This window comes from Erythrobacter sp. QSSC1-22B (assembly GCF_001678665.1).
Classification (GTDB): Bacteria; Pseudomonadota; Alphaproteobacteria; order Sphingomonadales; family Sphingomonadaceae; genus Qipengyuania.
On record NZ_LZRP01000005.1, the window covers coordinates 1 to 23,988 of the forward strand.

Annotated in this window: 18 protein-coding genes and 1 pseudogene; 9 read left to right on the forward strand and 10 right to left on the reverse strand. The window is 64.4% G+C overall.

Annotated elements, in window-relative coordinates:
- Positions 1-277 precede the first annotated feature (277 nt).
- Together A9995_RS09075 and A9995_RS17370 are read right to left on the reverse strand one after the other, a co-directional pair.
- A pseudogene (locus tag A9995_RS09075) lies at positions 278-550 on the reverse strand (ATP-binding protein); the annotation flags it as partial.
- 136 nt (positions 551-686) lie between these two features.
- Entirely contained in the window at positions 687-1,481 is a 795-nt protein-coding gene (locus A9995_RS17370; RefSeq protein WP_067611879.1) for a PEPxxWA-CTERM sorting domain-containing protein, read from the reverse strand.
- A 537-nt stretch (positions 1,482-2,018) separates the two neighbouring features.
- On the opposite strand from A9995_RS17370, the gene A9995_RS16660 reads away from it, so the two are divergent.
- Positions 2,019-2,270 carry a hypothetical protein gene (locus tag A9995_RS16660; protein WP_145916883.1) on the forward strand — a complete coding sequence of 84 codons (252 nt, stop codon included), beginning with the start codon at positions 2,019-2,021 and terminating at the stop codon, positions 2,268-2,270.
- 1,752 nt (positions 2,271-4,022) lie between these two features.
- Here the strand turns inward: A9995_RS16660 and A9995_RS09090 are convergent.
- Entirely contained in the window at positions 4,023-6,266 is a 2,244-nt protein-coding gene (locus A9995_RS09090) for a TonB-dependent receptor domain-containing protein (RefSeq protein ID WP_067611887.1), read from the reverse strand.
- 156 nt (positions 6,267-6,422) lie between these two features.
- The gene (locus A9995_RS09095) at positions 6,423-7,520 is read right to left on the reverse strand and encodes an ectonucleotide pyrophosphatase/phosphodiesterase (protein ID WP_067612573.1); all 1,098 of its coding nucleotides are present in this window, start codon (positions 7,518-7,520) and stop codon (positions 6,423-6,425) included.
- A gap of 189 nt (positions 7,521-7,709) precedes the next feature.
- Between A9995_RS09095 and A9995_RS09100 the strand changes: the two genes are divergently transcribed.
- Both A9995_RS09100 and A9995_RS09105 read left to right on the forward strand, forming a co-directional pair.
- Positions 7,710-8,594: a CoA ester lyase gene (locus A9995_RS09100; protein WP_067611890.1), complete on the forward strand. Its 885-nt coding sequence runs from the start codon at positions 7,710-7,712 to the stop codon at positions 8,592-8,594.
- Positions 8,594-9,436, forward strand: coding sequence for a MaoC family dehydratase N-terminal domain-containing protein (locus A9995_RS09105; protein WP_067611893.1), 843 nt, complete (start codon positions 8,594-8,596; stop codon positions 9,434-9,436). Before A9995_RS09100 ends, A9995_RS09105 begins: the two co-directional genes overlap by 1 nt.
- Here A9995_RS09105 and A9995_RS09110 read toward each other — a convergent pair.
- Genes A9995_RS09110 through cysD form a run of 3 tightly spaced genes read right to left on the reverse strand, consistent with a single transcriptional unit; the run spans position 9,425 to position 13,024 of the window.
- Positions 9,425-10,159: a 3'(2'),5'-bisphosphate nucleotidase CysQ gene (locus A9995_RS09110; RefSeq protein WP_067611896.1), complete on the reverse strand. Its 735-nt coding sequence runs from the start codon at positions 10,157-10,159 to the stop codon at positions 9,425-9,427. The two genes, A9995_RS09105 and A9995_RS09110, sit on opposite strands and share 12 nt — an antisense overlap.
- 10 nt (positions 10,160-10,169) lie before the next feature.
- Positions 10,170-12,107, reverse strand: a complete 1,938-nt coding sequence (gene cysN, locus A9995_RS09115) for a sulfate adenylyltransferase subunit CysN (RefSeq protein WP_067611899.1) — start codon at positions 12,105-12,107, stop codon at positions 10,170-10,172.
- On the reverse strand, positions 12,107-13,024 hold the full coding sequence (cysD, locus tag A9995_RS09120) for a sulfate adenylyltransferase subunit CysD (protein ID WP_067611902.1): 918 nt from the start codon (positions 13,022-13,024) through the stop codon (positions 12,107-12,109). Before cysD ends, cysN begins: the two co-directional genes overlap by 1 nt.
- A gap of 179 nt (positions 13,025-13,203) precedes the next feature.
- Between cysD and A9995_RS09125 the strand changes: the two genes are divergently transcribed.
- Positions 13,204-14,856: an acyl-CoA dehydrogenase family protein gene (locus A9995_RS09125; RefSeq protein ID WP_067611905.1), complete on the forward strand. Its 1,653-nt coding sequence runs from the start codon at positions 13,204-13,206 to the stop codon at positions 14,854-14,856.
- Positions 14,857-15,016: 160 nt separating this feature from the next.
- Complete coding sequence (locus tag A9995_RS09130; protein WP_067611910.1) at positions 15,017-16,441, forward strand: aldehyde dehydrogenase family protein; 1,425 nt, start codon at positions 15,017-15,019, stop codon at positions 16,439-16,441.
- Between the two features lie 102 nt (positions 16,442-16,543).
- On the opposite strand, the gene A9995_RS09135 is transcribed toward A9995_RS09130, so the two are convergent.
- The 3 genes from A9995_RS09135 to A9995_RS09145 all read right to left on the reverse strand — a co-directional run bounded on the left by A9995_RS09135 (position 16,544) and on the right by A9995_RS09145 (position 20,122).
- Complete coding sequence (locus A9995_RS09135; protein ID WP_067611913.1) at positions 16,544-17,338, reverse strand: enoyl-CoA hydratase-related protein; 795 nt, start codon at positions 17,336-17,338, stop codon at positions 16,544-16,546.
- A gap of 107 nt (positions 17,339-17,445) precedes the next feature.
- Positions 17,446-19,371 carry an acetate--CoA ligase gene (acs, locus tag A9995_RS09140; protein WP_067612576.1) on the reverse strand — a complete coding sequence of 642 codons (1,926 nt, stop codon included), beginning with the start codon at positions 19,369-19,371 and terminating at the stop codon, positions 17,446-17,448.
- Between the two features lie 100 nt (positions 19,372-19,471).
- On the reverse strand, positions 19,472-20,122 hold the full coding sequence (locus A9995_RS09145) for a flavin reductase family protein (RefSeq protein ID WP_082992637.1): 651 nt from the start codon (positions 20,120-20,122) through the stop codon (positions 19,472-19,474).
- A 154-nt stretch (positions 20,123-20,276) separates the two neighbouring features.
- Between A9995_RS09145 and A9995_RS09150 the strand changes: the two genes are divergently transcribed.
- Genes A9995_RS09150 through A9995_RS09165 form a run of 4 tightly spaced genes read left to right on the forward strand, consistent with a single transcriptional unit; the run spans position 20,277 to position 23,931 of the window.
- Complete coding sequence (locus A9995_RS09150; RefSeq protein ID WP_067611917.1) at positions 20,277-21,365, forward strand: CaiB/BaiF CoA-transferase family protein; 1,089 nt, start codon at positions 20,277-20,279, stop codon at positions 21,363-21,365.
- 23 nt (positions 21,366-21,388) lie between these two features.
- Complete coding sequence (locus tag A9995_RS09155) at positions 21,389-22,810, forward strand: aldehyde dehydrogenase family protein (RefSeq protein ID WP_067611920.1); 1,422 nt, start codon at positions 21,389-21,391, stop codon at positions 22,808-22,810.
- Positions 22,810-23,259: a MaoC family dehydratase gene (locus A9995_RS09160; RefSeq protein WP_067611922.1), complete on the forward strand. Its 450-nt coding sequence runs from the start codon at positions 22,810-22,812 to the stop codon at positions 23,257-23,259. Before A9995_RS09155 ends, A9995_RS09160 begins: the two co-directional genes overlap by 1 nt.
- A gap of 54 nt (positions 23,260-23,313) precedes the next feature.
- Complete coding sequence (locus A9995_RS09165) at positions 23,314-23,931, forward strand: exopolysaccharide biosynthesis protein (RefSeq protein ID WP_067611925.1); 618 nt, start codon at positions 23,314-23,316, stop codon at positions 23,929-23,931.
- Positions 23,932-23,988: the final 57 nt, after the last annotated feature.

A 23,988-nucleotide genomic window follows, 5' to 3' on the forward strand; every position in this document is an offset into this window, starting at 1 on the left:
GCATCAACCTCGACCGCTCAACCCCTTTCGAAACGGCCTCTAAGGGTCCTGAATGGTTGCCGGGAACGGCATGAGCTGGGTTGATTTGCGACAGTCGCTACTGGCTGGTCGACTGGCAAACCTGTCAATCGTTGTGCAAACGGGCGCCCCCTTGTCGGGCTGGCGCATGTTAGATCTGACGCGCTCCCTTGCGTTGCGCGCGGCGTAGAGAGGGCGTTGCCCGACCGGAGGCGCGCGCAGCGCAAGGCATCTTTTGATTGGGTGCTGTTGGGGTGGATCAGCTGCGGTTTTTGAAGTGCCAGCTGTCATTGCCGGTTTCGACGATGTCGCAATGATGCGTGACACGATCCAGAAGCGCGGTGGTCATCTTGGGATCGCCGAACACGGTGGGCCACTCCCCGAACGCGGTGTTGGTGGTGATGATGACGCTGGTCTGCTCGTAAAGTTTGCTGATCAGGTGGAACAGCAACTGGCCGCCTGATCGAGCGAACGGCAGATAACCCAGCTCATCGAGCACGAGCAGATCGAGGCGTGAGAGCTGGGCGGCGAGAGCGCTGACCGGTAAGAGCTGCGAGCCGAGCCTCCATGGGTGGCTCAAAGTGGGTGGATAGGTGACATTTCATCCGGGTGGCGAAACGCCGCTAGCTTTTCGGCTAGCGGCGCTCCTACTACGCTCGGGGTCGCAATCAAGCGTAGGAGACGATGAGCTTCTGCCTTCTCTTTGCGGATCGCATTGCGCCGCCAATAAAACCGAATCCCAGTAGCATCATGGCCCAAGTGCCGGGTTCAGGGACTCCCGTAGGAACGCTAATCTGATCGACGGAACTTGCAATAATCGCTGCGTTACCGGTTGCGAAACGTGCAAGAACTCGGTCTGGGTTTTCGCCAGAAAGTTCTGCACCGAACTCTACTGCTGCCGGGTTATAGGGGAAAGTCACTCCTGCAGTCACCGGGCTGACCATTCCCGCAGCAGTGATATCAATATCAGTGTCAGATCCCCCAAGCCCAAAACCAGATGGACCAGCCGCCCCTTGCACAAGACCGATTGGGCTGTAGCCATCACCATTGGCGGAATATGCAGAGAAAGCGCCAGTATACTCCCCTATGTAACCGCCAGCTCCCCCGCTTAACACGAAATTCAACGCGTTAATAAAAAGTGTGTTCGTATCAGGGTCCCCTATGTCATCCTGGAAATCGCCATTGAAGAGTACTACATTACCAGTGACGTAGGATTTAACGTTAGAGGCGGCCAAGGGAGAAAGTCCCACGCCGAAGCTGGCACCATCGCGGGTGTAGACGAAAGCATCATAGGTGGCGAGGAAGCCGGGAGTCGCCAGTTGCGCGTCGGTTACATATGTTACAATGTGGCTGTCGTCGTAAAGATTACCGATGTTGTTCATGCCGAAAATCGCCAAGTTTGCGGCAGAGATTGGCGACACGAACAAAGCAGCGCCAGCTAAAAAAATCGCGATCTTCCTCATTTTAATCTCCTGAGCAATATACAAAGCACGGCGACCCAAAGCTTACGATTCGAAAGGAGTATTTGGCCTTATTAACACACAAATCGATGATCGTTAAGGGAAATATCGGGAGGCCTAGTGTCACTTATAAAAGTCGGGGTGTTGATGTGGCCGTGTCATTGAGTAAATAATTGATACGCCTTGTCTTTAAAATGTCCGGGTTGGTTGGGCGCACGTAAAATGCTATGTCCGATTAAGGGTCGTTACTCGACAGGCAGCTTTTAGTGAAAATTAGGAGATAGCACCCTGATGGGTTTCAGGGTCATGACGGGTCACCGGGAGCGACTACAATTGGGGTGGATTGCGGACATTCAAATGAGCCTAGCGTTTTCTCTCATCGGCGCTGCAAGCAGCTTTCTCTGACCGTGCAGGCTATGTTGAATCTGCTAAATGTTTTGGAGCGGACGTTAGAGCGTCGGGCTCTCGTGGGTCGTCAAAAGGAGTTGTATAACAAGCCTCGCCAACGCTCAGCGGCAAGCGGAAACAAACAAAGATTAGATGGCAAAGGCAGTAGAAAGTTTCATGGATGCCAAGGGTCATCTCCATCAGCCGCCTTCTAATTCGGAGAGGTCAGGCATCGCAACCATGTTGGGGCGTGTAGTAGAGGAAGGCGGCCTTACCGATGGTGTCGCACGGCTGATTCTTGAAAAACTTTGCGAAATAGAACAGACCTCTGCCGATATTGACAAACTCGAAGTTCACCACGCTACCAAGCTTAAAGTAATCGAGCGTAGGTCAGAGCCAGCCTAGCAGCATTACTCATGGACCCTACCAAATTGGAATTGCTAACTAGATTGTTAGCTGACAATCCGCATTTCAAAGCCATTTTATGGCCCTAATTTATGGAATTGGGTCGGCGGGAGAATTTCTGGTCATGGCGGAATCCGGGCCATGGCCGCCGGGCCTGTTTCAGGGTCATGGCGAGTGATCGGGAATGGCATGAGCTGGGGTGGGAAGTGGCCATTTCCATTGACGGCTATACGCCGATCAGACGCGCTTCGACCATTGCGGTGGGACGCGCTCGCGACTGTGCTATTGAGGCGGCATGACCAGGAACAAATCATGAGAGCGCAAAAACAGCGGGGAAGCGAATGGCTGGATAACGCGAATTGGGCGACTTCTTGCTCGTGCGCCAAAGGGACGCTTCGCTCACCTTTTTCTCGCGCCTGCTCCAGGGGAGCCGCCATCTTATTCATTGCGGCGACTGTCTCGGTCAGCCTTGCGGAAGACGTGGGTGGCCAAACTTCAACTCCGCAGAAAAAAACTTCGGCTTTAGGGGCCTGGCTTTCGCTCGATGAACAGTCTCTTGAAGCTGAACCTTTGCCGGAATCGGGTACACCTCCTCAAATTGGTTCCTCGCCGACGGCTGGGACTCCACCTCATATAGGAGCTCCGCTTGAAGCTGAAAAAGATCGTCCATCAGTACCTGCGCAGACGAGCGTGCGCTCGCAAGGTTCATCTACAACGCTGAGTCCACTACCGGCCGCTTCAGTCCGAACGGTAGTGGTGAGTCCCGCCACAGGCAACTGGGCATCGGCAAATCGCGCAATTGGGCCGCTGCAAGTGTCGCCTTTCCCCTTCGCTCCGGTTCCCGAGGCGGTGCCGTTTGTGGAATTACAGCGGGTGGGATTGGCGCCCCTCCAAGAGCAGCGGAATGAGCCTGCGCCATCCCCCCGGACGGCTGGCGCGCTTTACACGGGTGCTCCGCTCCGGACGGGGCCTCCTCCCGGGCTGGTCCCTCCGCCCGGAACTGTGTCCCTTCCTGAGAACAAGGTGGGACAAGGTGATCAGCCTGCCTCGAAATAGATCTGAGGCACTGCGTCGCGTTCGGCTTCTCGTAGCAGCGCTAGGCTTTGGTTTCCCTGGAGCCCAGGTCCCCACGACGTGGCCTCCAAGGGGATACGCTCGCGCCTCCTCACGGTGCTTCAGGCTGTCGGCCTAATTGAAGACGAGACCAACGCAGATTTTGAGCGCCGCCTTAGAACCTCGGAAACGGATTTCGGATTCGCGAGCGTCGTTCGGTGCTCTCTCACCGGTTTTCACAAAGGCAAAGGCTTACATAACGCTGATAGTCTAAACGTCCTCCCTGCATTCCGAGAAGATAGACCCGGCTATACGTTTGTCTCCAACTGCGTTGATACTCATTTAACGCGATTGCCGATGCGGACGAAACTTGTCGTCTTGCTTGGGAACACTGACGCATACATCAACGCCTTACGCCGAGCAGTGGCGGCGCACCGAGGCCCAGCAGTCGAAATCAACGCTGTGGGTTGCTGGTAGAGCGGCGTGCGCTTCGTGCATGTGGCACACCCCTCGAAAGGCAATGGACACTTTGGAGCCTTCATCCGAGCCGAGGGCACTGCCGGAAAAAAGCTACATCTCTCAAAGGCTGCGATCGCGTAAAAATTCTCGACATAGATCGGTCTGCCGTCTTTGGCTCAGACGAGGTGAACGGTGGCGGCGCCTTGTCATCAGCCACCAGATCTGTTCGGCGGACGCGGGTCAGAGGCGGGCGCGCAGGCCCACCAGCCACAGGCGAGGGGAGCCCGGTCGGGCTCCCGAGGGCGAAAAGCCGGCGTTGTAGGTCTCGTCGAACAGGTTCTGGACCGTACCGAACACCGATAGGCTGTCCAGGACGTCGTATTCCGCCGAGAGATCGACCAGCGTGCGCGCGTCGATCCGGTCGGATGCGGCGATCGCGCCCTGACCCGCGGTCGCGCGCGTCGCGCTGACGCGGTTGATCGAGGCGTTGAGGCGGGCAGCCGGCAGTTCGACCCCGGCGGTGAGCGTCAGCTGGTGCGCGGGCAGATAGGGCAGGCGGTCGCCTTGCGTCACCGCACCCCAAGGCTCGTATCCGCTCACGAAATCGGTTTCGAAACGAGCGTCGGTATAGGTGTAGGCGAGCGACACCGGCACGGCGAAACCGCCCTCGGCGATGCTGCCGAATGTTCTGGAGGCGAGCACTTCCAGTCCCTGCACATCGACTTCGCCGCCGTCGAACTGGTCGCCGATGTCGCAATTGCCACCCGTCGAGGCGGTGCAGGTCCCGACCAGATTGGCGTAGTCGTTGAAGAAGCCGATCGCCTCGACCTGCCAGCCATTGGTCCCCAGCCGCACCCCAGCCTCGTAGTTCCACGAGGTTTCGATATCGACCGTCGAACCCGGGCCGGGTGTGCTGAAGCCCTTGTGGACGCCCGCCACCAGACGGACCTCGTCGGTCACGCGGTAGGTGCCCGAAATGCCGGGAATAAAGACATCGACATTGCGCTCTGCAACCGATGTCGGGGTCGCGCGGGTGGCATCGCCCGGCGCCCAGCGGGTTTGCCTGAGGTCGATGGTCTCGTAGCGCAACCCGGGCACCAGCGTGAGCGGCCCGGCTTCGATCGTGTCGCGGATGTAGAAGGCCCAGGCCTTGGCGTCGCCGCGGCGATTGTCCTGGCTGCCCGGCGCGCCCGGGGTGGTCAGTCGCATTGCGCCGTCGACGATCTGGTAGCGGTCGTCCTGCTGGAAGCGGTCTTCGGAATCCTCGTGATAGCGCGCCGACAGTTCGAGCGTGTGATCGACTGCTCCGGTGCCGAATCCGGCGGAGAGGACCGACTGGACGCCCGTGCTCTGATACACCCGGTTGTTGTTGCGCACGCGCAGCGCGCCCGCCCGTCCGGTGTAGCCTTCGGCCCCGACCAGATCGGCGAAGGGGATGGCAAAACCGGCCGGATTGGCGAGCACGGCAGAGAGCGAGTTCCAGCCGGTATTGGCGGCGTTGCGGACATCGTTGAGCTTGTACCACGCGCGCGCGGTGTCGGTGCGGTAAACGACGGTGCTGAACGAAAGCTGCGGTGCGAGCTCGAGGTAATGGCTGAGCTGGAACGTCTCGTGCGCGACGTTCATCTCGTCGAGCTGGCTGGCGTTGTAGCGGCGGTTGGGCGAGACGGCGAAATCGGCGAGCGTCAGCCCGAGATAGGTCTCGTCGCTGCGTTCGTCGTTGCGCTGGTATTTGAACTCCAGGGAATGGCTGCCGTCGACCGAGCGAAGGCCGAGCTTGGCGGTGTAGTCCTCGATCTGGAAACCGGTCGAGCCACCGATATCGATGGATTTGAAGCCGTCCGAATGCTCGTAAAGCCCCTCGGCCAAGGCACCGATCTCGATGTTGCCACCCAGCGGTGCCCAACCGCCGACCCAGCCATGCAGGCGCTGGCTGTCGTGATTGCCGATCAGCGCGGTACCGCGCGCGGCGACCGTGCCCGCCGGCACATCGGGAATGGGAGTGGAGAAGAAATTGATCGCCCCGCCCACGGTGGAGGGGCCATATTTGATCGCAGCGGGACCCTTGGCGACCTCGATCGCATTGATGCGCGTCATCCGCGGGAAGTAATAGGCTGCAGGCGCGGAATAGGGCGCAGGCGCCTTGAGTACGCCATCTTCCATGATCGTAACGCGCGCGCTGCGATCGGTGCCGGAACCGCGGATGCCGATATTGGGGCGCAGGCCGAACCCGTCTTCCTCCTGGAGGAAGACGCCCGGGACCTGCCGCAGGATGCGGTTGACGTCGCTATAGGCAAAGGTTTCGAGATCCTCTGCGTCGATCCGCTGGACCGAGCCGCCGATGTCCAGAACATCGTCCTTCGAGGCCGTCACCGTGATCGTGCCGATCGCCGGGTTCTGGTCCTCTGCAGCTTCCTCCGCCATCGCTGGAGAGGCCAGGACAGAGAAGACGGCTGCTAGGCTGACGCTGGTACGCAAATACATTCCGGGGCTTCCTCATACGGCAGATTTGCCGCGCCCCTAATGCATCTGATAACCATTCGCAATAAATATCCTGAGAACTCTTCGCAAAAAGTGGAAGGGCCGGAGGATAAGCCTCAGAGGAAAGGGTCGTCGCGCTGCCGGGCCCGCCCTTAGCGCCTAGTCGCGCAGCGCTGGAGCGAGGGTCGCGGCGTCGCCGTCGGAGGGTTGCGGAGCGATCTCAAGCATCTGTGCGAGCAGCGGATAGATTGCGACATTGTCGAAGATCGGCAGGGTAAGCCCCGATCGGAACGCCGGGCGCGGATGGGTGCCATAGGCGAAATGGGCGGGGATTTCCGATTTGCGCCAGCATTCCATATTGGCGTGTGGCTTGAGCAGCGCAGCGGCGACTTCCGCTTCGCGGCCGGGTTGCGGTTCAAGCGCAATATAAGGACCGTCGGTGATCGCGCGAAACGCGGTCGGGTCGAGCAGGTGATCGACGCGCACCACCCGCTCGCTGCTGGTCTGCGCCATGCCGTGATCCGAGGTGATGACGAAATTGACCGGCTGGCCAAGCGCGATGAGTTCGGCCTGCAGTTCGCCGATCCGCGCATCCACTTCGCGGATCGCCGCCATCGTTTCGGGGGCTTGTGGCCCGTGGCGATGCCCGGCGGTGTCGACGGTGTCGAAATAGAGCGTGACGAAGCGGGGACGGTTGGCCTCCGGGCGGCGCAGCCAGTCTACCACTGCCTGGACCCGCTGCGGGTTGGTGATGTTCTGGTCGAAGCGCTGCCAGTCGGATGGGCGGGTGCCGCGGATCGCGACTTCGGAGCCGGGCCAGAACATGGTCGCGGTGCGGACGCCCTGCTTCTCGGCGGTGACCCAGATCGGTTCGCCGCCATCCCACCAGAAGGGATCGAGCGCCTGGCTGGCATTGCCCATCGAGAAGCGCTCGTCGGGGCGCGCGGCGTCCTCCATATTGTTGTCGACGATACCGTGGTGGTCGGGGCGCAGGCCGGTGACGATGGTGTAATGATTGGGGAAGGTCTTGGTCGGGAAGGAGGGGCGCATCTCGGCGGTGACGCCGGATGCCGCCAGCGCATCGAGATGCGGGCTGTCGCCGCGCCCGAGATAGTCGGGCATGAACCCGTCGATCGAGACCAGAATGGTCACCGGCTCGCGGTCCAGCGCCGCGACGGACTGTGGCGGCGGAACGGCGGCGGTGGTGCAGCCCATGAGTACGAGAAACAGGCTGGCGAACAGAGAGCGAAGGATCATCATTGGGTTTCCCGGGAGGTCGCGGCGCGGCCAGTCGGGCCGCTGTTTCGCCCGCCGGTTACAGTGCGACTACAATTGCGACAACTTTTCCGGGAGCGCGCGACGGGCTTGACCCTGGATGGTCGGGCGGGAATGGCTGACAGGCGCGACGGCTCGATCGAAGGGCCGCGAAGAGGAGCCCGACCGAGCATGACCGACACTGCCCCGATAAAATTGCGATCCTGGCTGTTCGCCCCCGGCGACAGCGAGAAAAAGATGACCAAGGCGGTCGGCGGCGCGGCGGATGTGGTCATCCTCGATCTCGAGGACGCGGTCGCGCTGGAGAGCAAGCCCGCGGCACGCGAAGCCGTTTCGGATTTCCTGCGCGCCAATCAGGAGCATCGCAACCGGCTGTTCGTCCGCGTCAACCCGCTCGACGGGGCCCATACACTCGAGGACCTCGCGGCAGTCATGCCGGCGCGGCCGGGCGGGATCATGCTGCCCAAGGTTTCGGGCCGCGAGGATATGGAAGTGCTCGACCGCTATCTCGAGGCGCTCGAGGTGGCGAACGGGATCGAGCAGGGTTCGACACCGGTGATCGTGCTGGTCACCGAGACTGCGCGCAGCATGTTCCATTGCGGCGATTTCAAGGGCGCGCCGCGGCTGGTCGCGATGACCTGGGGGGCGGAGGATCTCGCCGATTCGCTGGGTGCGAGCGCGAACACCGGACCCGACGGCCAGCTCGGCTTCACCTATGAGCTGGCGCGCAGCCTGTGCCTGCTCGGCGCGGCGACCGCGGGCGTGCCCGCGATCGAGACGATCCAGGCCGATTTCCGCGATCTCGAGACGCTGAAAGCGAGGGCGGAGCAGGTCCGGCGCGCGGGCTATCGCGGGATGCTGGCGATCCACCCGGCGCAGGTCGAAGTGATCAACGCAGCCTTCACCCCGAGCGCGGAGGAGATCGACAAGGCACGCGCAATCGTCGCGCTGTTCGCAGCCAATCCCGGCGCGGGGACGATCGGCCATGAGGGCGGGATGCTCGACCGCCCGCATCTCTCTCGCGCGCAACAATTGCTGGCGCAGGTCGAGGACTGATGGGCGGCGGTTTCGCCGACTGGATCGGGTGCAGCGTCACCGCGCACGACCGGATCGAGCCCGCGCGCAGCAACGCGCTGCTGGCGGCTCTGGGCGCGCAGGGCGGGGGCGCGGCAGGAGATTTGCTGCCGTTGCTGCACCACTGGCTCTATTTCTGGGATGTCCGCCCGCCCGCTGGGCTGGGCGCGGACGGGCATCCGGCGAAAGGCGATTTCCTCCCACCGATCCCGCTCCCGCGGCGGATGTGGGCCGGCGGACGGATCGGCTTTCACGCTCCCCTGGCGCTGGGCGAGGACGTCACAAAGACCTCGACGATCCTTGCTATCGAAGAGAAGCACGGGCGCAGCGGGACGTTGGTGTTCGTGACTCTCGAACATGCGATCAGCAATGCCGACGGGCTCGCGATCCGCGAGGAGCAGGACCTGGTCTATCGCGCCGCCGCCGGTTCCGGACCGCAATTGCCTGCGCCGGCACCTGCGCCCAATTGCGGCTGGCGGGAGAGCATCGATCCAGATTCGGTGCTGCTGTTCCGTTATTCGGCGCTGACGATGAACGGGCACCGCATCCATTACGACCGTCCCTACGCCACGAGCGAGGAAGCCTATCCGGCGCTGGTGGTGCACGGCCCCTTGCAGGCGACGCTGCTGATGGCGCTGGCGGAGCGGCATGTGTCGCGGCCGATCACCGCGTTCGAATTTCGCGGGGAAGCGCCAGCCTTCGACGGGATGACGCTCAATCTGTGCGGCGACACCACGGATGACGGGGCAAGCATGTGGACGCAACAGGGCGACCGGGTCGCGATGCGGGCGCGCGTGACCTGCGGCGGCGGGTCAGCCGGGTAGCGCGGCGATCTCGGCCAGAACCCGCTCTGCCAGGTCGATCCGGCAGATCAGCAAATCGGGCATGAAGGTGTCGCGCGCATTGTAGACCAGCGGCGTGCCGTCGATCCGGCTGACGTGCAGGCCGTGCGCCGCGGCGACCGCAGCGGGAGCGCAATTGTCCCACTGGTGCTGGCCGCCCGCGTGGAGATAGATTTCCGCTTCGCCGCGCACCACCGCCATCGCCTTGGCGCCGGCGCTGCCCATCGGGACGAGCTCGGCACCGATCGCTTCGGCAACCGCAAGTGCCTGCGCGGGCGGGCGACTGCGCGAGACCACCATGCGCGGGGTCGTCGGCCGATTGGGCAGGGCAATCGGTTTGTCGGTGCGCAGCACGAGATCAAGCGCAGGGAGCCCGACCGCGCCCACCTTTGCCACTCCGTCGATCGCCAGACCGATATGGACCGCCCAGTCGCTGCGTCCCTCGCCATATTCGCGCGTCCCATCGACCGGGTCGATGATCCAGACGCGCTGCTTGCCAAGGCGCGCCTCGGTGTCGGCGGATTCCTCCGACAACAGCCCGTCCTCGGGGCGGTGCTGCGCGATCGCGCGGCACAGGAAGCGGTTGGCGGCCTCGTCGCCCGCATCGCCCAGCGCCCGGCCCGCGATCAGGCCCGAGTCGCGGATCGCCAGCGCAATCCGGCCAGCGTGGTGCGCCAATTGCGCGGCGAGTTCATAATCGTCCATCGAAATCCTGTTATTTCAGCGGCATGATCTGGCGGATGATGTATTCGGCGGCCTCGCCGGGGGTCATCTCGACGGTGTTGACCACGATGTCGGGATTTTCCGGCGCTTCATAGGGGCTGTCGATTCCGGTGAAGTTCTTGAGCTTGCCTTCGCGCGCCTTCTTGTAGAGCCCCTTCACGTCGCGCTGCTCGGCGATCTCGAGCGGGGTATCGACGAAAATCTCGACGAACTCGGTATCGGGCAGCATGTCGCGGACCATCTGCCGCTCGGCGCGGAACGGGCTGATGAAGGCGGTCAGCACGATCAGTCCGGCATCGGCCATCAGCCGCGCGACCTCGCCGACGCGGCGGATGTTCTCGATCCGGTCGGCATCGGTAAAGCCCAGATCCTTGTTGAGCCCATGTCGGACATTGTCGCCGTCGAGCAGGAAGGTGTGGCGGTTCATCACCGCCAGCCGCTTCTCGACCTCGTTGGCAATGGTCGATTTGCCCGAACCCGATAGGCCGGTGAACCACAGCACCCGCGGGGTCTGGTTCTTGATGCCCGCATGGTCCTCGCGGGTGACGTCGCTGGGTTGCCAATGGACGTTCTGCGCGCGGCGCAGCGCGAAATGGAGCATCCCGCCCGCGACCGTGCGGTTGGTGAGCTTGTCGATCAGCACGAAGCCGCCGAGTGTGCGGTTGTCGGCATAGGGCTCGAATACGATCGGCTTTTCGGTGTGAACCTCGGCGACGCCGATCGAATTGAGTGTGAGCGTCTTGGCGGCGAGATGTGCCATGGTGTTGACATTGATCTCGTATTTGGGTTCCTGCACGCTGGCCGAGACGGTCTGGGTGCCCAGCTTGAGCCAATAGGCGCGGCCGACCAGCATGGGGTCGTCGTCCATCCACACCAGCGTCGCCTCGAACTGGTCGGAGACCTGCGGCGGATCCTCGGCTGCGGCAATCACATCGCCGCGCGAACAGTCGATCTCGTCGGCAAAGGTCAGCGTGACCGACTGGCCCGCCACCGCCTCTTCGAGATCGCCCGAGAAGGTCACGATCCGCTCGAGCGTGGTGGTTTTGCCTGAGGGCAGCACCCGCAACGCCGCGCCCGGCTTGATCGTCCCGCCGGCGATCAGCCCGGCAAAGCCGCGGAAGTCGAGATCGGGGCGGTTGACCCATTGCACCGGCATCCGGAACGGCCGGTCCTGCGCATCGGCAGCGCCCAGTTCGACGGTCTCGAGATGCTCGATCAGCGACGGGCCGGTGTACCAGGGCATATGCTCCGAGGGGCCGGCGATATTGTCGCCCTTGAAGCCCGAGATCGGCATCGCGGTGAAGGCCTCGATCCCGATCTCCGCTGCGAAGCGCGCGTAATCGGCGACGATCGCATCGTAGGCCGCCTGGTCGTAATCGATCAGATCCATCTTGTTGACCGCCAGCACGATCCGGCGAATGCCCAGGCGATGGCACAGGAAACTGTGCCGCCGGGTCTGTACCAGCACGCCCTTGCGCGCATCGACCAGGATCACTGCCAGTTCGGCGGTGGAGGCGCCGGTGACCATGTTGCGGGTGTATTGTTCGTGGCCAGGGCAATCGGCGACGATGAACTTGCGGCGGTCGGTCGAGAAGAAACGATAGGCGACATCGATGGTGATGCCCTGCTCGCGCTCGGCGGCGAGGCCATCGACCAGCAGCGCGTAATCGAGCTCCTGACCCTGCGTCCCGATCCGCTTGCTGTCGCTCTCGAGACTGGCGAGCTGGTCCTCGAAGATCATCTTGCTGTCGTAGAGCAGCCGCCCGATCAGGGTCGACTTGCCATCGTCCACGCTGCCGCAGGTGATGAAGCGCAGCATGGTCTTGTGCTGGTGGCGGGTCAGATAGGCGTCGATGTCCTCGCCCGCGAGCGCATCGGGGCGGTAGGCGTTTTGAGGGCTTGGCCCCTCGGAACTGGAGTGGTCGGCCATCAGAAATAGCCCTCCTGCTTCTTCTTTTCCATCGACGAGCCGCCCGCATCGCGGTCGATGGCTCGGCCCTGGCGTTCGCTGGTGGTGGTCAGCAGCATTTCCTGGATGATCTCGGAGAGCGTCGAGGCGGTGCTCTCGACCGCCCCGGTGAGCGGGTAGCAGCCCAATGTGCGGAAGCGGATCCAGCGTTCGATCGGCTGTTCGCCCTCGAGCGGGAAGCGGTCGTCGTCGACCATTACGAGCATCCCGTCGCGCTCCACCGTGGGGCGCGGCGCGGCGAAATAGAGCGGGACGATCTCAATGTTTTCGAGCTGGATATATTGCCAGATATCGAGCTCGGTCCAGTTGCTCAGCGGAAAGACGCGGATGCTCTCGCCGCCATTGCGGGTGCGCGGCGCCTTGCGGGCGTTGTAGAGGTTCCACAATTCGGGGCGCTGGTTCTTGGGGTCCCAGCCGTGGGTGGCGGTGCGGAACGAGAAGATGCGCTCCTTCGCGCGGCTCTTTTCCTCGTCGCGCCGCGCGCCTCCGAAAGCTGCATCGAAGCCATATTTGTCGAGCGCCTGCTTTAATCCCTCGGTCTTCCACATGTCGGTGTGCAGTGCGCCGTGATCGAAGGGGTTGATGCCGCGTTCGATGGCTTCGGGGTTGCGATGGACCAGCAGCTCCATCCCAGCTTCGCGTGCCGCCTTTTCGCGCAGCGCGTACATGGCCTGGAACTTCCAGGTGGTGTCGACATGCAGCAGTGGGAAGGGCGGCGGGGCGGGATAAAAGGCCTTGCGCGCCAGATGCAGCATCACCGCGCTGTCCTTGCCGACCGAATAGAGCATCACCGGCTTTTCCGCCTCGGCGACGACCTCGCGCATGATGTGGATACTCTCGGCTTCGAGCCGTTGAAGATGGGTGAGGATACGGGTCATAATGGTCCGGTCCTCTAAATCTTCGCGTCCGCGCGGCGAAACACAGCATTTCTATCAGGCGGCTGCGCGGCTCTTTGTAGCCCCGCCCGGTTTCTACGGCGAGGGATGGACGATTGCAATTTGCCGCGATTGCGGGTTTCTTTGCGCGCAACGCGTCACGCTGGGATTGGTGGATTTCTATGAACGACTGGATCGAAACGGCCCACCGGGCCTGCGCCGCCGCGCGCCTCTATCGCGATGCGGTGCGCGCAGCGACCAACGCTCTTGTCGCCCCCGATGGCCGCGCGGACCCCGTGCTGATCGAGCGCGAACAGCGCCGCGTCCACGGTTTCGCCTGGATCGGCACGACCGTCGCCGCGCTCGAGGCGGTCGCCGAATGGGCAGTGCGGGTCGAGGACGCCGGCCGCTTCGGCGAGGTCGAGCGGCTGGCGCTGGCGATCGGTTTCGGCGAATATTGCCACCAGCTCGCTTCCGCGCTGCCGATGAGCCAGAGCGAGTTCGTCCGCCCCGCCGAACTCGGCGTCGCCGATGCGGCGCGCGACTTTTCCGAGGATCCTGCGGTGCGGCGCTTCCTCGAAGGGGGCAGCACCGCCGAGCACCGCGCCACGCTGGCGGGGCATCTCGCCGAGGGGCGCGTCCCCGACGAAGGCTTCGACGACGAGACGCTCGACATGATCCGCGGCCAGTTCCGCGCCTTCACCGCGGATCGCATCACTCCGCATGCGCAGGGCTGGCACCTCGCCGATGCACTGATCCCGATCGAGCTGGTCGACGAGATGGCCGCGCTGGGCGTGTTCGGGGTCTGCATCGACGAGCGCTATGGCGGGCTGGGGCTGGGCAAGCTGGCGATGTGCCTGGTCTCGGAAGAGTTGTCGCGCGGCTGGATCTGCGCCGGTTCGCTGGGCACCCGCTCCGAGATCGCCAGCGAGCTGATCGGCGAGAACGGGACCGAAGAACAGAAGGCGCATTATTTGCCTCGCCTCGCCGATGGATCGATCCTGCCCACCGCGGTCTTCACCGAGCCCGACACCGGCTCTGATCTCGCCTCGGTCCGCACCCGCGCGATGAGGGACGAAGCGGGTGATTGGGGGGTGCATGGTTCCAAGACCTGGATCACCCACGCCGCGCGCGCCGATCTGATGACGCTGCTGTGCCGCACCGATGCGGACACGCCGGGCTATGGCGGACTGTCGATGCTGCTCGCCGAAAAGACCCGCGGCAGCGATGAAAAGCCCTTTCCCGACGAAGGGCTGGCGGGCGACGAGATCGAGGTACTCGGCTATCGCGGGATGAAGGAATACACGCTCGGCTTCGACGGTTTCGCGGTGCCCGGCGATGCGCTGCTCGGCGGCGCCGAGGGGCAGGGGTTCAAGCAATTGATGCGCACCTTCGAGGGCGCGCGGATCCAGACCGCGGCGCGCGCCATCGGGGTCGGCTGGCACGCCTTCGACCTCGCGCTGCGCTATGCCGGCGAGCGGCGCCAGTTCGGCAAGCCGCTGATGGCTTTCCCGCGCGTTGCCGACAAGCTGGTGCTGATGGCGGTCGAACAGCTGATGGCGCGCGAGCTGACCTATTCGGCGGCACGTCACAAGGACAAGGGCGAGCGCTGCGACATCGAGGCAGGCATGGCCAAACTGCTCGCGGCGCGGGTCGCCTGGGCCAATGCCGACAATGCGGTGCAGATCCACGGCGGCAATGGCTATGCGCTCGAATACGAGGTCAGCCGGGTGCTGTGCGATGCGCGGATCCTCAACATTTTCGAGGGCGCGGCGGAAATCCAGGCGCAGGTGATCGGCCGCGGGCTGCTGGCGACGCCCAAGGCCGCCTCATGATGCGATCCGGCGAGCGCCAGGCCCGACCCGGCGATGGCCGCTGGCGCTCACCCGCACGAAGGCCTAGTCTCATATTGCAACCGAGATTCGCGTTCCCAGCTTAGGCCCAGCTTATGCGGGAACGCCCACAGGAATCCGCTGACACAAACGGGAGAGAGACATGACCAAGACCTATTCCAATCTCATCGACGGCGAGCTCGTCACCACATCGGGGACGATGGACGTCATCAACCCGGCGACCGAGGAGGTCGTCGGCCAGGTTCCTTCCGCGGGCAAGGACGAGCTCGACCGCGCGGTCGCCGCTGCGCGCCGCGCCTTCCAGAGCTGGAAGAAGACCACGCCGGAGGAACGCCAGAAGGTGGTCCAGGCGATCGCCGCGACGATCAAGGAGAACGCCGACGAGCTGTTCCGCCTGCTCACCAGCGAGCAGGGCAAGCCGCACAACCAGGCGAAGCAGGAAATCTACGGCGCCGCCGGGCTCGCCGCGGCGCAATCCACGCTCCGGCTCGAGGATGTGATCAACCAGGACGACGACACGCGTCTGTCGCGCACCCGCCGCGTGCCCGTGGGCGTGGTCGCCGGGATCGTGCCGTGGAACTTCCCGATCATGATGGCGATCCAGAAGATCGTTCCGGCGCTGGTCGCGGGTTGCACCATCGTGCTCAAACCTTCGCCGTTCACCCCGCTGACCACGCTTCGCATCGCCGAGCTGATCAAGGATGTCGTGCCTGCGGGCACGGTCAACATCATCACCGGCCCCGACGAACTTGGCCCGATGATCACCAGCCACCCGGGGATCGACAAGATCACCTTCACCGGCTCGACCGCGACCGGCAAGAAGATCATGGAAGGCGCGAGCAAGGATCTCAAGCGCATCACGCTCGAACTGGGCGGCAATGACGCGTCGATCGTGCTCGCCGATGCCGATGTCGAGAAAGTCGCCGAACAGCTGTTCTGGTCGAGCTTCTCCAACGCCGGGCAGGTCTGCATCGCCGCCAAGCGGATCTATATCCACGAGGACATCTACGACGATCTGTCCAAGGCGATCGCCGCCTATGCCAAGACGGTGAAGGTCGGCGACGGCGCCGAGCAGGGCACCGGGGTCGGCCCGATCCAGAACAAGAAGCAGTTCGAGCGCGTCTGCGAGTTGATCCAGGACGCCAAGGATGAGGGCTACCAGTTCCTCACCGGGGGCGATGTCGATCCTTCCGGCACGGGCTATTACGTCCCGATCACCATTCTCGACAATCCGCCCGAGAATGCGCGGATCGTCGCCGAGGAGCAGTTCGGCCCGGTGATGCCGCTGATGAAATTCGCCACCGTCGACGAGGCCATCGAGCGCGCCAATGCCTCGGAATACGGGCTCGCCGGCGCGGTCTGGACCGCCGATGCCGAGCAGGGCGTCGCGGTCGCCGAACGGATGGAAACCGGCACGGTGTGGGTCAACGAGTTCATGCACCTCTCGCCCTTCGCCCCCTTCGGCGGGCACAAGCAGTCGGGCATCGGCGCCGAATACGGCATCGATGGCTTGAAGGAATTCACCTACCCGCAGGTGATCACGATCAAGCGCGACGCCTTCGCCTGAGGCGCTGGCAAGCAGACAAACGGAGGGGGCGGCCAGTGTGCCGCCCCTTTTCGTTTCAGTCTGGCTCGTTTCAGTCTGGCTTTTGGTTCAGCCCACCGGCGCTCAGGCGCCCTTGAACGCGGGCTTGCGCTTCTGGAGGAACGACATCGCGCCCTCCATCGAATCCTGGCTCATCCCGGCCTCGCGCTGGCCCTGTGCTTCCATCAGCAGCGTGGCGGTGAAATCGCTCTCCAGCCCGGCGCGGATGTTGCGCTTCATCAGCCCCAGCGCGAGCGTCGGACCATTGGCGAGCTTCTCGGCCAGCGCCTCGGCTTCGGCGGTGAGCGCTTCGTCCTCGACGCATTTGTAGATCAGCCCGATCCGCTCGGCTTCCTCGCCGTGGATCTTCTCGCCCAGCATCATCATCCGCGTCGCCTGTGCGGTGCCCACCAGACGCGGCAGCATCCAGCTCGAGCCGCCATCGGGTACCAGCCCGATGTTGACGAAGGCCTGGAGGAAATAGCCGCTCTTGCCCGCGATCACGAAATCTGCCGCCAGCGCGATCGAGCAGCCAACGCCCGCTGCCGGACCTTGCACCGCAGAAACCACCGGCACGGGCACGCTCGCCAGCGCCTGGATCATCGGGTTGTAATGCCGCTGGAGCGAGGTGAAGGCGCGGTCGCCGCCGTTGATCGGGCCGGTGCCCGACTTGTCCGCATTGGCGGCGAGATCGGCGCCCGAGCAGAAGGCGCGGCCTTCGCCGGTCATCAGCACCGCGCGCGCGCCATCGAGATCGCGCACCGCATCGAAGATCTCGTCCGCCATCTGCGGCGGGCAGGCGTTGAGCCGTTCGGGGCGGTTGAGGGTCAGCTTCAGCACATTGCCGGTGCGGGTGGTGGTGATGGTCTCGTAGCTCATGGCGCTCTCCCGGGCGTCTGGTGGATTGGTTTCGATCGCGAACTTATCGCCACCCTATCGGCGCAGGCGAAAGGCGCAAGCCGTGTGGTGCGGGGTAGCCCGGCCGGTCAGCGGTTCTGGCGCCCCTCGACCAGCCGGTCGACCAGCGAGGGGTCGGCGAGCGTCGAGGTGTCGCCCAGCGCGCCGAACTCGTTTTCGGCGATCTTGCGCAGGATGCGGCGCATGATCTTGCCCGAACGGGTCTTGGGTAGGCCGTCGGTGAACTGGATGTGGTCGGGCGTGGCGATAGGGCCTATCTCTTTGCGAACATGCTGGCGCAGTTCTTTCGCCAGTTCGTCCGAACCTTCTTGCCCCGCATAGAGGGTGACGTAGCAATAGATGCCCTGGCCCTTGATGTCGTGCGGACAGCCGACCACCGCCGCCTCGGCGACTGTGTCGTGCAGCACCAGCGCGCTCTCGATCTCGGCGGTGCCCATGCGGTGGCCCGAGACGTTGATGACGTCGTCGACCCGCCCGGTGATCCAGTAATAGTCGTCCTCGTCGCGGCGACAGCCGTCGCCGGTGAAGTATTTGCCCATATAGGTGCTGAAATAGGTCTGCACGAAACGGTCGTGATCGCCATAGACGGTGCGTGCCTGGCCCGGCCAGCTGTGGGTGATCGCCAGATTGCCCGCCGCGGCACCCTCGATCACCTCGCCCTCGGCGTCGAGCAATTGCGGGCGAACCCCGAAGAAGGGCTTGCCGGCGCTGCCCGGCTTCATGGCGTGCGCGCCGGGCAGGGTGGTGATCATCGCGCCGCCGGTTTCGGTCTGCCACCAGGTGTCGACCACCGGGCAGCGCTTCTCGCCGACCACCTCGAAATACCACCGCCAAGCCTCGGGATTGATCGGCTCGCCCACCGTGCCCAGCAGTCGCAGCGAGGACCGGTCGCGGCTGGTGACATGGTGATCGCCCTCGCGCATCAGCGCGCGGATCGCGGTCGGCGCGGTGTAGAGGATGGCGACCGAGTGCTTGTCGACCACATCCCAGAACCGGCCATGATCGGGATAATTGGGCACGCCCTCGAAGATCACCTGCGCCGCGCCGTTGATGAGCGGGCCATAGACGACATAGCTGTGCCCCGTGACCCAGCCGATATCGGCGGTGCACCAGAACACCTCGCCCGGCTGGTAGTCGAACACATAGTGGAAGGTGGCCGCGGTCCAGACGCCATAGCCGCCGGTGGTGTGGAGGACGCCCTTGGGCTTGCCGGTCGAACCCGAGGTGTAGAGGATGAACAGCGGGTCCTCGGCGCGCATTTCGGCGCAGGGGCAGTCCTCGTCGCTGGCGAGTTCGTGCAGCCAGCGATCGCGCGGCGCTTCCATCGCGGTCTCGGCACCGGTGTGGCGCACCACCAGCACCCCGTCGACCGCGACGCCGTCATGCGCCAGCGCGGCATCGACATTGGCTTTGAGCGCCACCGGCTTGCCGCCGCGCATCCCGCCATCGGCGGTGATGACGAAGCGGCTGTCGCAATCGACGATCCGCCCGGCCAGCGCCTCGGGCGAGAAACCGCCGAACACCACCGAATGGACCGCGCCGATCCGCGCGCAGGCGAGCATTGCGGTGACGCCCTCGACGATCATCGGTATGTAGAGCGTAACCCGGTCGCCCTTGGCGACTCCCAGCGCTTGGAGCGCATTGGCCATCCGAACGACCTCGCCATGCAGTTCGCGATAGCTGAGGCTGCGGCTCTCGCCCTGAGGATCGTCGGGTTCGAAGATCAGCGCGGTGCGATCGCCCTTGTCCGCCAGATGGCGATCGACCGCATTGTGGCACAGGTTGAGCGTCCCATCGCCGAACCATTCGATGAACACCGGATCGTAGGACCATTCGCCGCCCAGCGTGGGTGGGGTGAACCAGTCGAGCCGCTGGGCCTGTTCGAGCCAGAATGCGTCGGGCTGCTCGAGTGAGCGGCGATAGAGCGCCTCGTATTGCTCGGGTGTGCAATGGGTTGCGCTGTTACTGCGCGGGGGCTCGACGAATTCGCTCATGACCACTCTCTCCTTGGGCCTGAGCATAGCGGCTCGCGCGCCCTGTGAAAGCCCTGTGAAGGCCCGGCGCAAGCCCGGCTAAAGCCCGAGCGAAAGGGGATCAGGACGAGGCGCCGCGCGCCAGTTCGACGATCCGCTGCATCAGCCGCCTCGCCTCGGCCAGCTCCGCTTCGCCCAGCTTGCCTTCGACCACGGTTTCCAGCGCGCGTTCGAGCGACAGCGCCTCGTTGAGGATATCCATGGTTTCTTCCGCTTCGTCGCCAGCGGGTTCGGAATCGGGCTGGTGGCGCGCGTAGCGGCCGGCAAGGAACAGCAGCGGCGCGACGGGACGGGCCTCGAACTCGACCACCTCGCCGACCAGGATGATATGATCGCCGCCCTCGTATTCGTGGCGGGTGCGGCATTCGAACCGCGCGGCGAACTCGGGAAACACCGGCGCTCCCAAAGCGCCGCGCAGCCAATCGACCCCGTCGAACTTGTTCGCCCCCGAGCGCGCGAAACGGTCGGACAAGGCGCGTTGCGAAGCGGCCAGCACATGGACCGCGAAATGCCCGCTGGCCGAGAAAGCCTCGCGCGACAGCGAATTCTTGGCCAGCGACCACAGCACCAGCGGCGGATCGAGACTGACCGAATTGAAGCTGCTCGCGGTCACCCCCACCGGCTCGCCATCGGCGGCCAGAGTGGTGGCGATGGTCACGCCGGTCGCGAAGGAGCCAAGCGCGTCGCGGAATTCGCGTTGCAGCTCGCTCACCTGATGGCTCGGGCGGGTTTTGTCGGCGCGGATGGCATGTCGGTTCGCGGTGCCGCTTCGCGAGCCGAAAGACAACCTTTTTGCTTCGTTCTGCCGCGCGGTTGCGGGACAGCGCGCATCATGCAATGCGATGGCTCAAACAGGAGAGAGAAACATGGTCGATACCGGTTCCGCCGGCCCGCTGACGGGTCTCAAGGTCGTCGAATTCACCGGGATCGGGCCCGGCCCGCATGTCGCGATGCTGCTCGCCGACATGGGCGCCGAGGTGGTACGGATCGAGCGCGCGGGCACGCAGGTGCTCAACCCGGTGGTCGAGCGCGGCCGCAACCGCGTCGCGGTCGATCTCAAGACCGAGGAAGGCAAGAATTTCTGCCGCGAGGCGCTGCGCCATGCCGATGTGCTGGTAGAGGGCTATCGCCCCGGCGTGATGGAGCGGCTGGGGCTGGGTCCCAAGGTGCTGCTGAAAGACAATCCGCGGCTGATCTTCGCGCGGATGACAGGCTGGGGGCAGGAGGGTCCGCTCGCCAAGGCCGCGGGTCATGACATCAATTACATCGCCATTACCGGCGCGCTGGCGGCGGTCGGCCGAGCAGGCGAGACCGCCACCCCGCCGCAGAATCTGGTCGGCGATTTCGGCGGCGGTTCGCTCTATTGCGCGCTGGGTATCCTCGCCGCGCTCTACGAGCGCGAGCGTTCTGGGCAGGGCCAGGTGGTCGACGCGGCGATCGTCGATGGCGCAACCAGCCTGATGAGCTTCTTCTTCGGCGCGCGCCACGCACCGCATTTGAGCACCGAACGCGGCAAGGGCATGCTCGGCGGCGCGGCGCATTTCTATCGCTGCTACGAATGCGCCGACGGCCGCGAGATCAGCGTCGGCGCGATCGAGCCGCAGTTCTACGCCGAGCTGCTCGACAAGGCGGATGCACCCGAGGAATTGCGCCAGGGGCAAATGAACCCCGCCAATTGGGACGATTATACCGAGCGGCTAGCGGCGCTGTTCAAGACCCGGACCGCCGCCGACTGGACCGAGCTGCTCGAAGGCAGCGACGCCTGCTTCGCCCCCGTACTGCCGGTGGACGAGGCGCGCGAGCACCCGCATCTGCAGGCACGCGGTTCCTATGTCGAACGCGACGGCGTCTGGCACACCGCGCCTGCGCCGCGGTTCGAGCGGACGCCGGGCACCATCCGCGACAGCGCCGAGGACGGCGCCGATGTGGTGGCGCGCTGGGGGCAGGGAAGCTAGGGCGAATTTCGAGGAGTATCACCATGCGCGAATACACGAAATTCTACATCGACGGCCAATGGGTCGATCCGGTCGAAGCCGACGCGCGGGAGGTCGAGAACCCGGCCACGGAGCAGGCAATCGGCCATATCTCCTTCGGCAGCGCAGCCGATGTCGACAAGGCGGTCGTCGCAGCGCGGCGGGCTTTCGAGGACTGGCAGTTCTCGAGCCGCGAGACCCGGATCGAGCTGCTGCGCGCGATTCTTGCCGAGATCGAGAAGCGCCGCGAGGATCTCGCCTCCGCGATCAGCGATGAGATGGGGGCACCGATGTCGCTCGCCAACGGGCCGCATGTCGGCCTGCTGGCCGGGCATTGCCAGACTGCCATCGAGGTGCTCGAGGGTTTCGAGTTCGAGCGCCAGGACGGCGCGACGCTGCATCTCTATGAGCCGATCGGCGTGGTCGGGATGATCACTCCGTGGAACTGGCCGCTCAACCAGATCGCCTGCAAGGTCTTCCCGGCGCTGGCGACCGGCTGCACGATGATCCTCAAACCTTCGGAGATCGCGCCCTTCAACGCCGTCATCTTCGCCGAGATCATGCACGCGGCAGGGGTGCCTGCAGGCGTGTTCAACCTCGTCAACGGCGACGGTCCCGGCGTCGGCGAGGCGATCAGCGGGCATGCGGATATCGACATGGTGAGCTTCACCGGATCGACCCGCGCCGGTGTCGCCATCGCCGCCAACGCCGCCCCCACGGTCAAGCGGGTGGCGCAGGAGCTGGGCGGCAAGAGCCCCAATATCGTGCTCGACGATTCCGTTTTCGCGCAATCGGTTGCGCGCGGCACGACCGCGATGATGGGCAATTCGGGCCAGACCTGCACCGCGCCCAGCCGGATGCTCGTGCCGCACCGGCGGATGGACGAAGCCAAGGCGGCCGCGAAGGATGCGGCGGAGAAGGTCATTCCCGGCGATCCGCGCGGCAATGCCACCATCGGCCCGGTGGTTTCGAAAGCGCAATGGGACAAGATCCAGGGCCTGATCGAGCAGGGCGTGGCCGAAGGCGCGACGCTGATCGCGGGCGGTCCGGGCAAGCCCGAGGGGCTGGAAGCCGGCCATTATGTGCGCCCGACGGTGTTCGCGGATGTTTCCAACGACATGGCGATCGCGCGCGAAGAGATCTTCGGGCCAGTGCTGACCATCATCGGCTACGAGGATTACGACGACGCGGTGCGGATCGCCAACGACACCGAATACGGGCTCGCCAGCCATATCACCGGCGAGGATGTCGAGACCGCCAAGCGGCTCGCGCGTAAAATCCGCGCCGGGCGGGTGGCGATCAACGGCGGCTACGACATGCACGCCGCCTTCGGGGGCTACAAGAAGAGCGGTAACGGCCGCGAATGGGGCCGGTTCGGGTTCCACGACTTCCTCGAGATCAAGGCCGTGATGGGGGCCTCGTCCTGATGGCCGGCAAGTTTTTCGACCAATGGACCGTGGGCGACACGCTCGAACACGAGATTCACCGCACCGTGACCGAGACCGACAATCTGTTGTTCTCGACCATGACGCACAATCCCCAGCCGCTGCATCTCGATATCGAGGCGGCCAAGGCGAGCGGCTTCGGGCAGATCCTGGTCAACTCGACCTTCACCTTTGCGCTGCTGGTCGGGCTCTCGGTCGGCGACACCACGCTCGGCACGCTGGTGGCCAATCTCGGCTTCGACAAGGTGGTGACCCCCAACCCGGTGTTCATCGGCGACACGCTGCGTGCGCGCAGCGAGGTGATCGGCTTGCGGGACAGCAAGTCGCGCCCGGGGCAGGGCATCGTTACCTTCCGCCACGAGGCGCTAAATCAGCGCGGCGAGGTGGTCTGCAGCTGCGAGCGTTCGGCGCTGCTCAAATCCTCGGGCTGACGGCGCGGGAGCCGATTTGCGCCGTCACCCGTTGAGCGGCGGGGAGAATGATCGATGACGCATGAGCCGCACAGCGCCACCGAAACTGTCGAAGCGCTCGAGGATCTGGCGGAGAGCCGCGACGAGGTCCGCATCGGCGATGTGCTCGACGAATTTGGCAAGCGCAGCTTCGGCCCGTTCCTGTTCGTGCCCGCGCTGATCGAGCTGACCCCGGTCGGCGGGATTCCGGGTATCCCGACATTGCTTGCCCTGATTATCGCGCTGGTCGCGGTGCATTTGCTGCTCGGGCGCGACCACGTCTGGCTGCCACAGGTGATCCAGCGCCGTGCGGTCGGCGCCCGGAAGCTGATGAAATCGGCGCAGAAGCTCGAAGGCGTTGCCGCCTTTCTCGACCGCTGGTTCAAGGGGCGGCTGCAACGCTTCACCGGGCCGCAGATGCAGAAGATCGCCGCGGCGGTGGTGGTCTTGCTGTGCTGCACCGTGCCTCCGCTCGAACTGCTTCCCTTTGCCAGCAGCGGCCCGATGCTGGCCATCGCCGCTTTCGGACTGGCGATCCTGGTGCGCGACGGGTTGCTGATGCTGGTAGCGCTGGCGCTGTCTGCGCTGGCAGTGGGGCTGGGCGGCTATTTCTGGTTCACCTCCGATCCCTCGGGAAGCATCCTGCCCTTCTAGCATCCGCTTGACTTCGCACTCCCGGATTGCGCACATTCGCGGCGGGATTGGGGGAGG

Coding starts and splice junctions, on each gene's coding strand:
- A9995_RS09130 (WP_067611910.1), top strand. CDS start 15,017: ATGACCAAGACCTATTCCAATCTCATCGACGGCGAGCTCGTCACCACA.
- A9995_RS09110 (WP_067611896.1), bottom strand. CDS start 10,159: ATGGACGATTATGAACTCGCCGCGCAATTGGCGCACCACGCTGGCCGG.
- A9995_RS09135 (WP_067611913.1), bottom strand. CDS start 17,338: ATGAGCTACGAGACCATCACCACCACCCGCACCGGCAATGTGCTGAAG.
- cysD (WP_067611902.1), bottom strand. CDS start 13,024: ATGACCCGTATCCTCACCCATCTTCAACGGCTCGAAGCCGAGAGTATC.
- A9995_RS09100 (WP_067611890.1), top strand. CDS start 7,710: ATGACCGACACTGCCCCGATAAAATTGCGATCCTGGCTGTTCGCCCCC.
- A9995_RS09165 (WP_067611925.1), top strand. CDS start 23,314: ATGACGCATGAGCCGCACAGCGCCACCGAAACTGTCGAAGCGCTCGAG.
- A9995_RS16660 (WP_145916883.1), top strand. CDS start 2,019: ATGGCAAAGGCAGTAGAAAGTTTCATGGATGCCAAGGGTCATCTCCAT.
- A9995_RS09090 (WP_067611887.1), bottom strand. CDS start 6,266: ATGTATTTGCGTACCAGCGTCAGCCTAGCAGCCGTCTTCTCTGTCCTG.
- A9995_RS09105 (WP_067611893.1), top strand. CDS start 8,594: ATGGGCGGCGGTTTCGCCGACTGGATCGGGTGCAGCGTCACCGCGCAC.
- A9995_RS09155 (WP_067611920.1), top strand. CDS start 21,389: ATGCGCGAATACACGAAATTCTACATCGACGGCCAATGGGTCGATCCG.
- A9995_RS09125 (WP_067611905.1), top strand. CDS start 13,204: ATGAACGACTGGATCGAAACGGCCCACCGGGCCTGCGCCGCCGCGCGC.
- A9995_RS17370 (WP_067611879.1), bottom strand. CDS start 1,481: ATGAGGAAGATCGCGATTTTTTTAGCTGGCGCTGCTTTGTTCGTGTCG.
- A9995_RS09095 (WP_067612573.1), bottom strand. CDS start 7,520: ATGATCCTTCGCTCTCTGTTCGCCAGCCTGTTTCTCGTACTCATGGGC.
- cysN (WP_067611899.1), bottom strand. CDS start 12,107: ATGGCCGACCACTCCAGTTCCGAGGGGCCAAGCCCTCAAAACGCCTAC.
- A9995_RS09150 (WP_067611917.1), top strand. CDS start 20,277: ATGGTCGATACCGGTTCCGCCGGCCCGCTGACGGGTCTCAAGGTCGTC.
- A9995_RS09160 (WP_067611922.1), top strand. CDS start 22,810: ATGGCCGGCAAGTTTTTCGACCAATGGACCGTGGGCGACACGCTCGAA.
- acs (WP_067612576.1), bottom strand. CDS start 19,371: ATGAGCGAATTCGTCGAGCCCCCGCGCAGTAACAGCGCAACCCATTGC.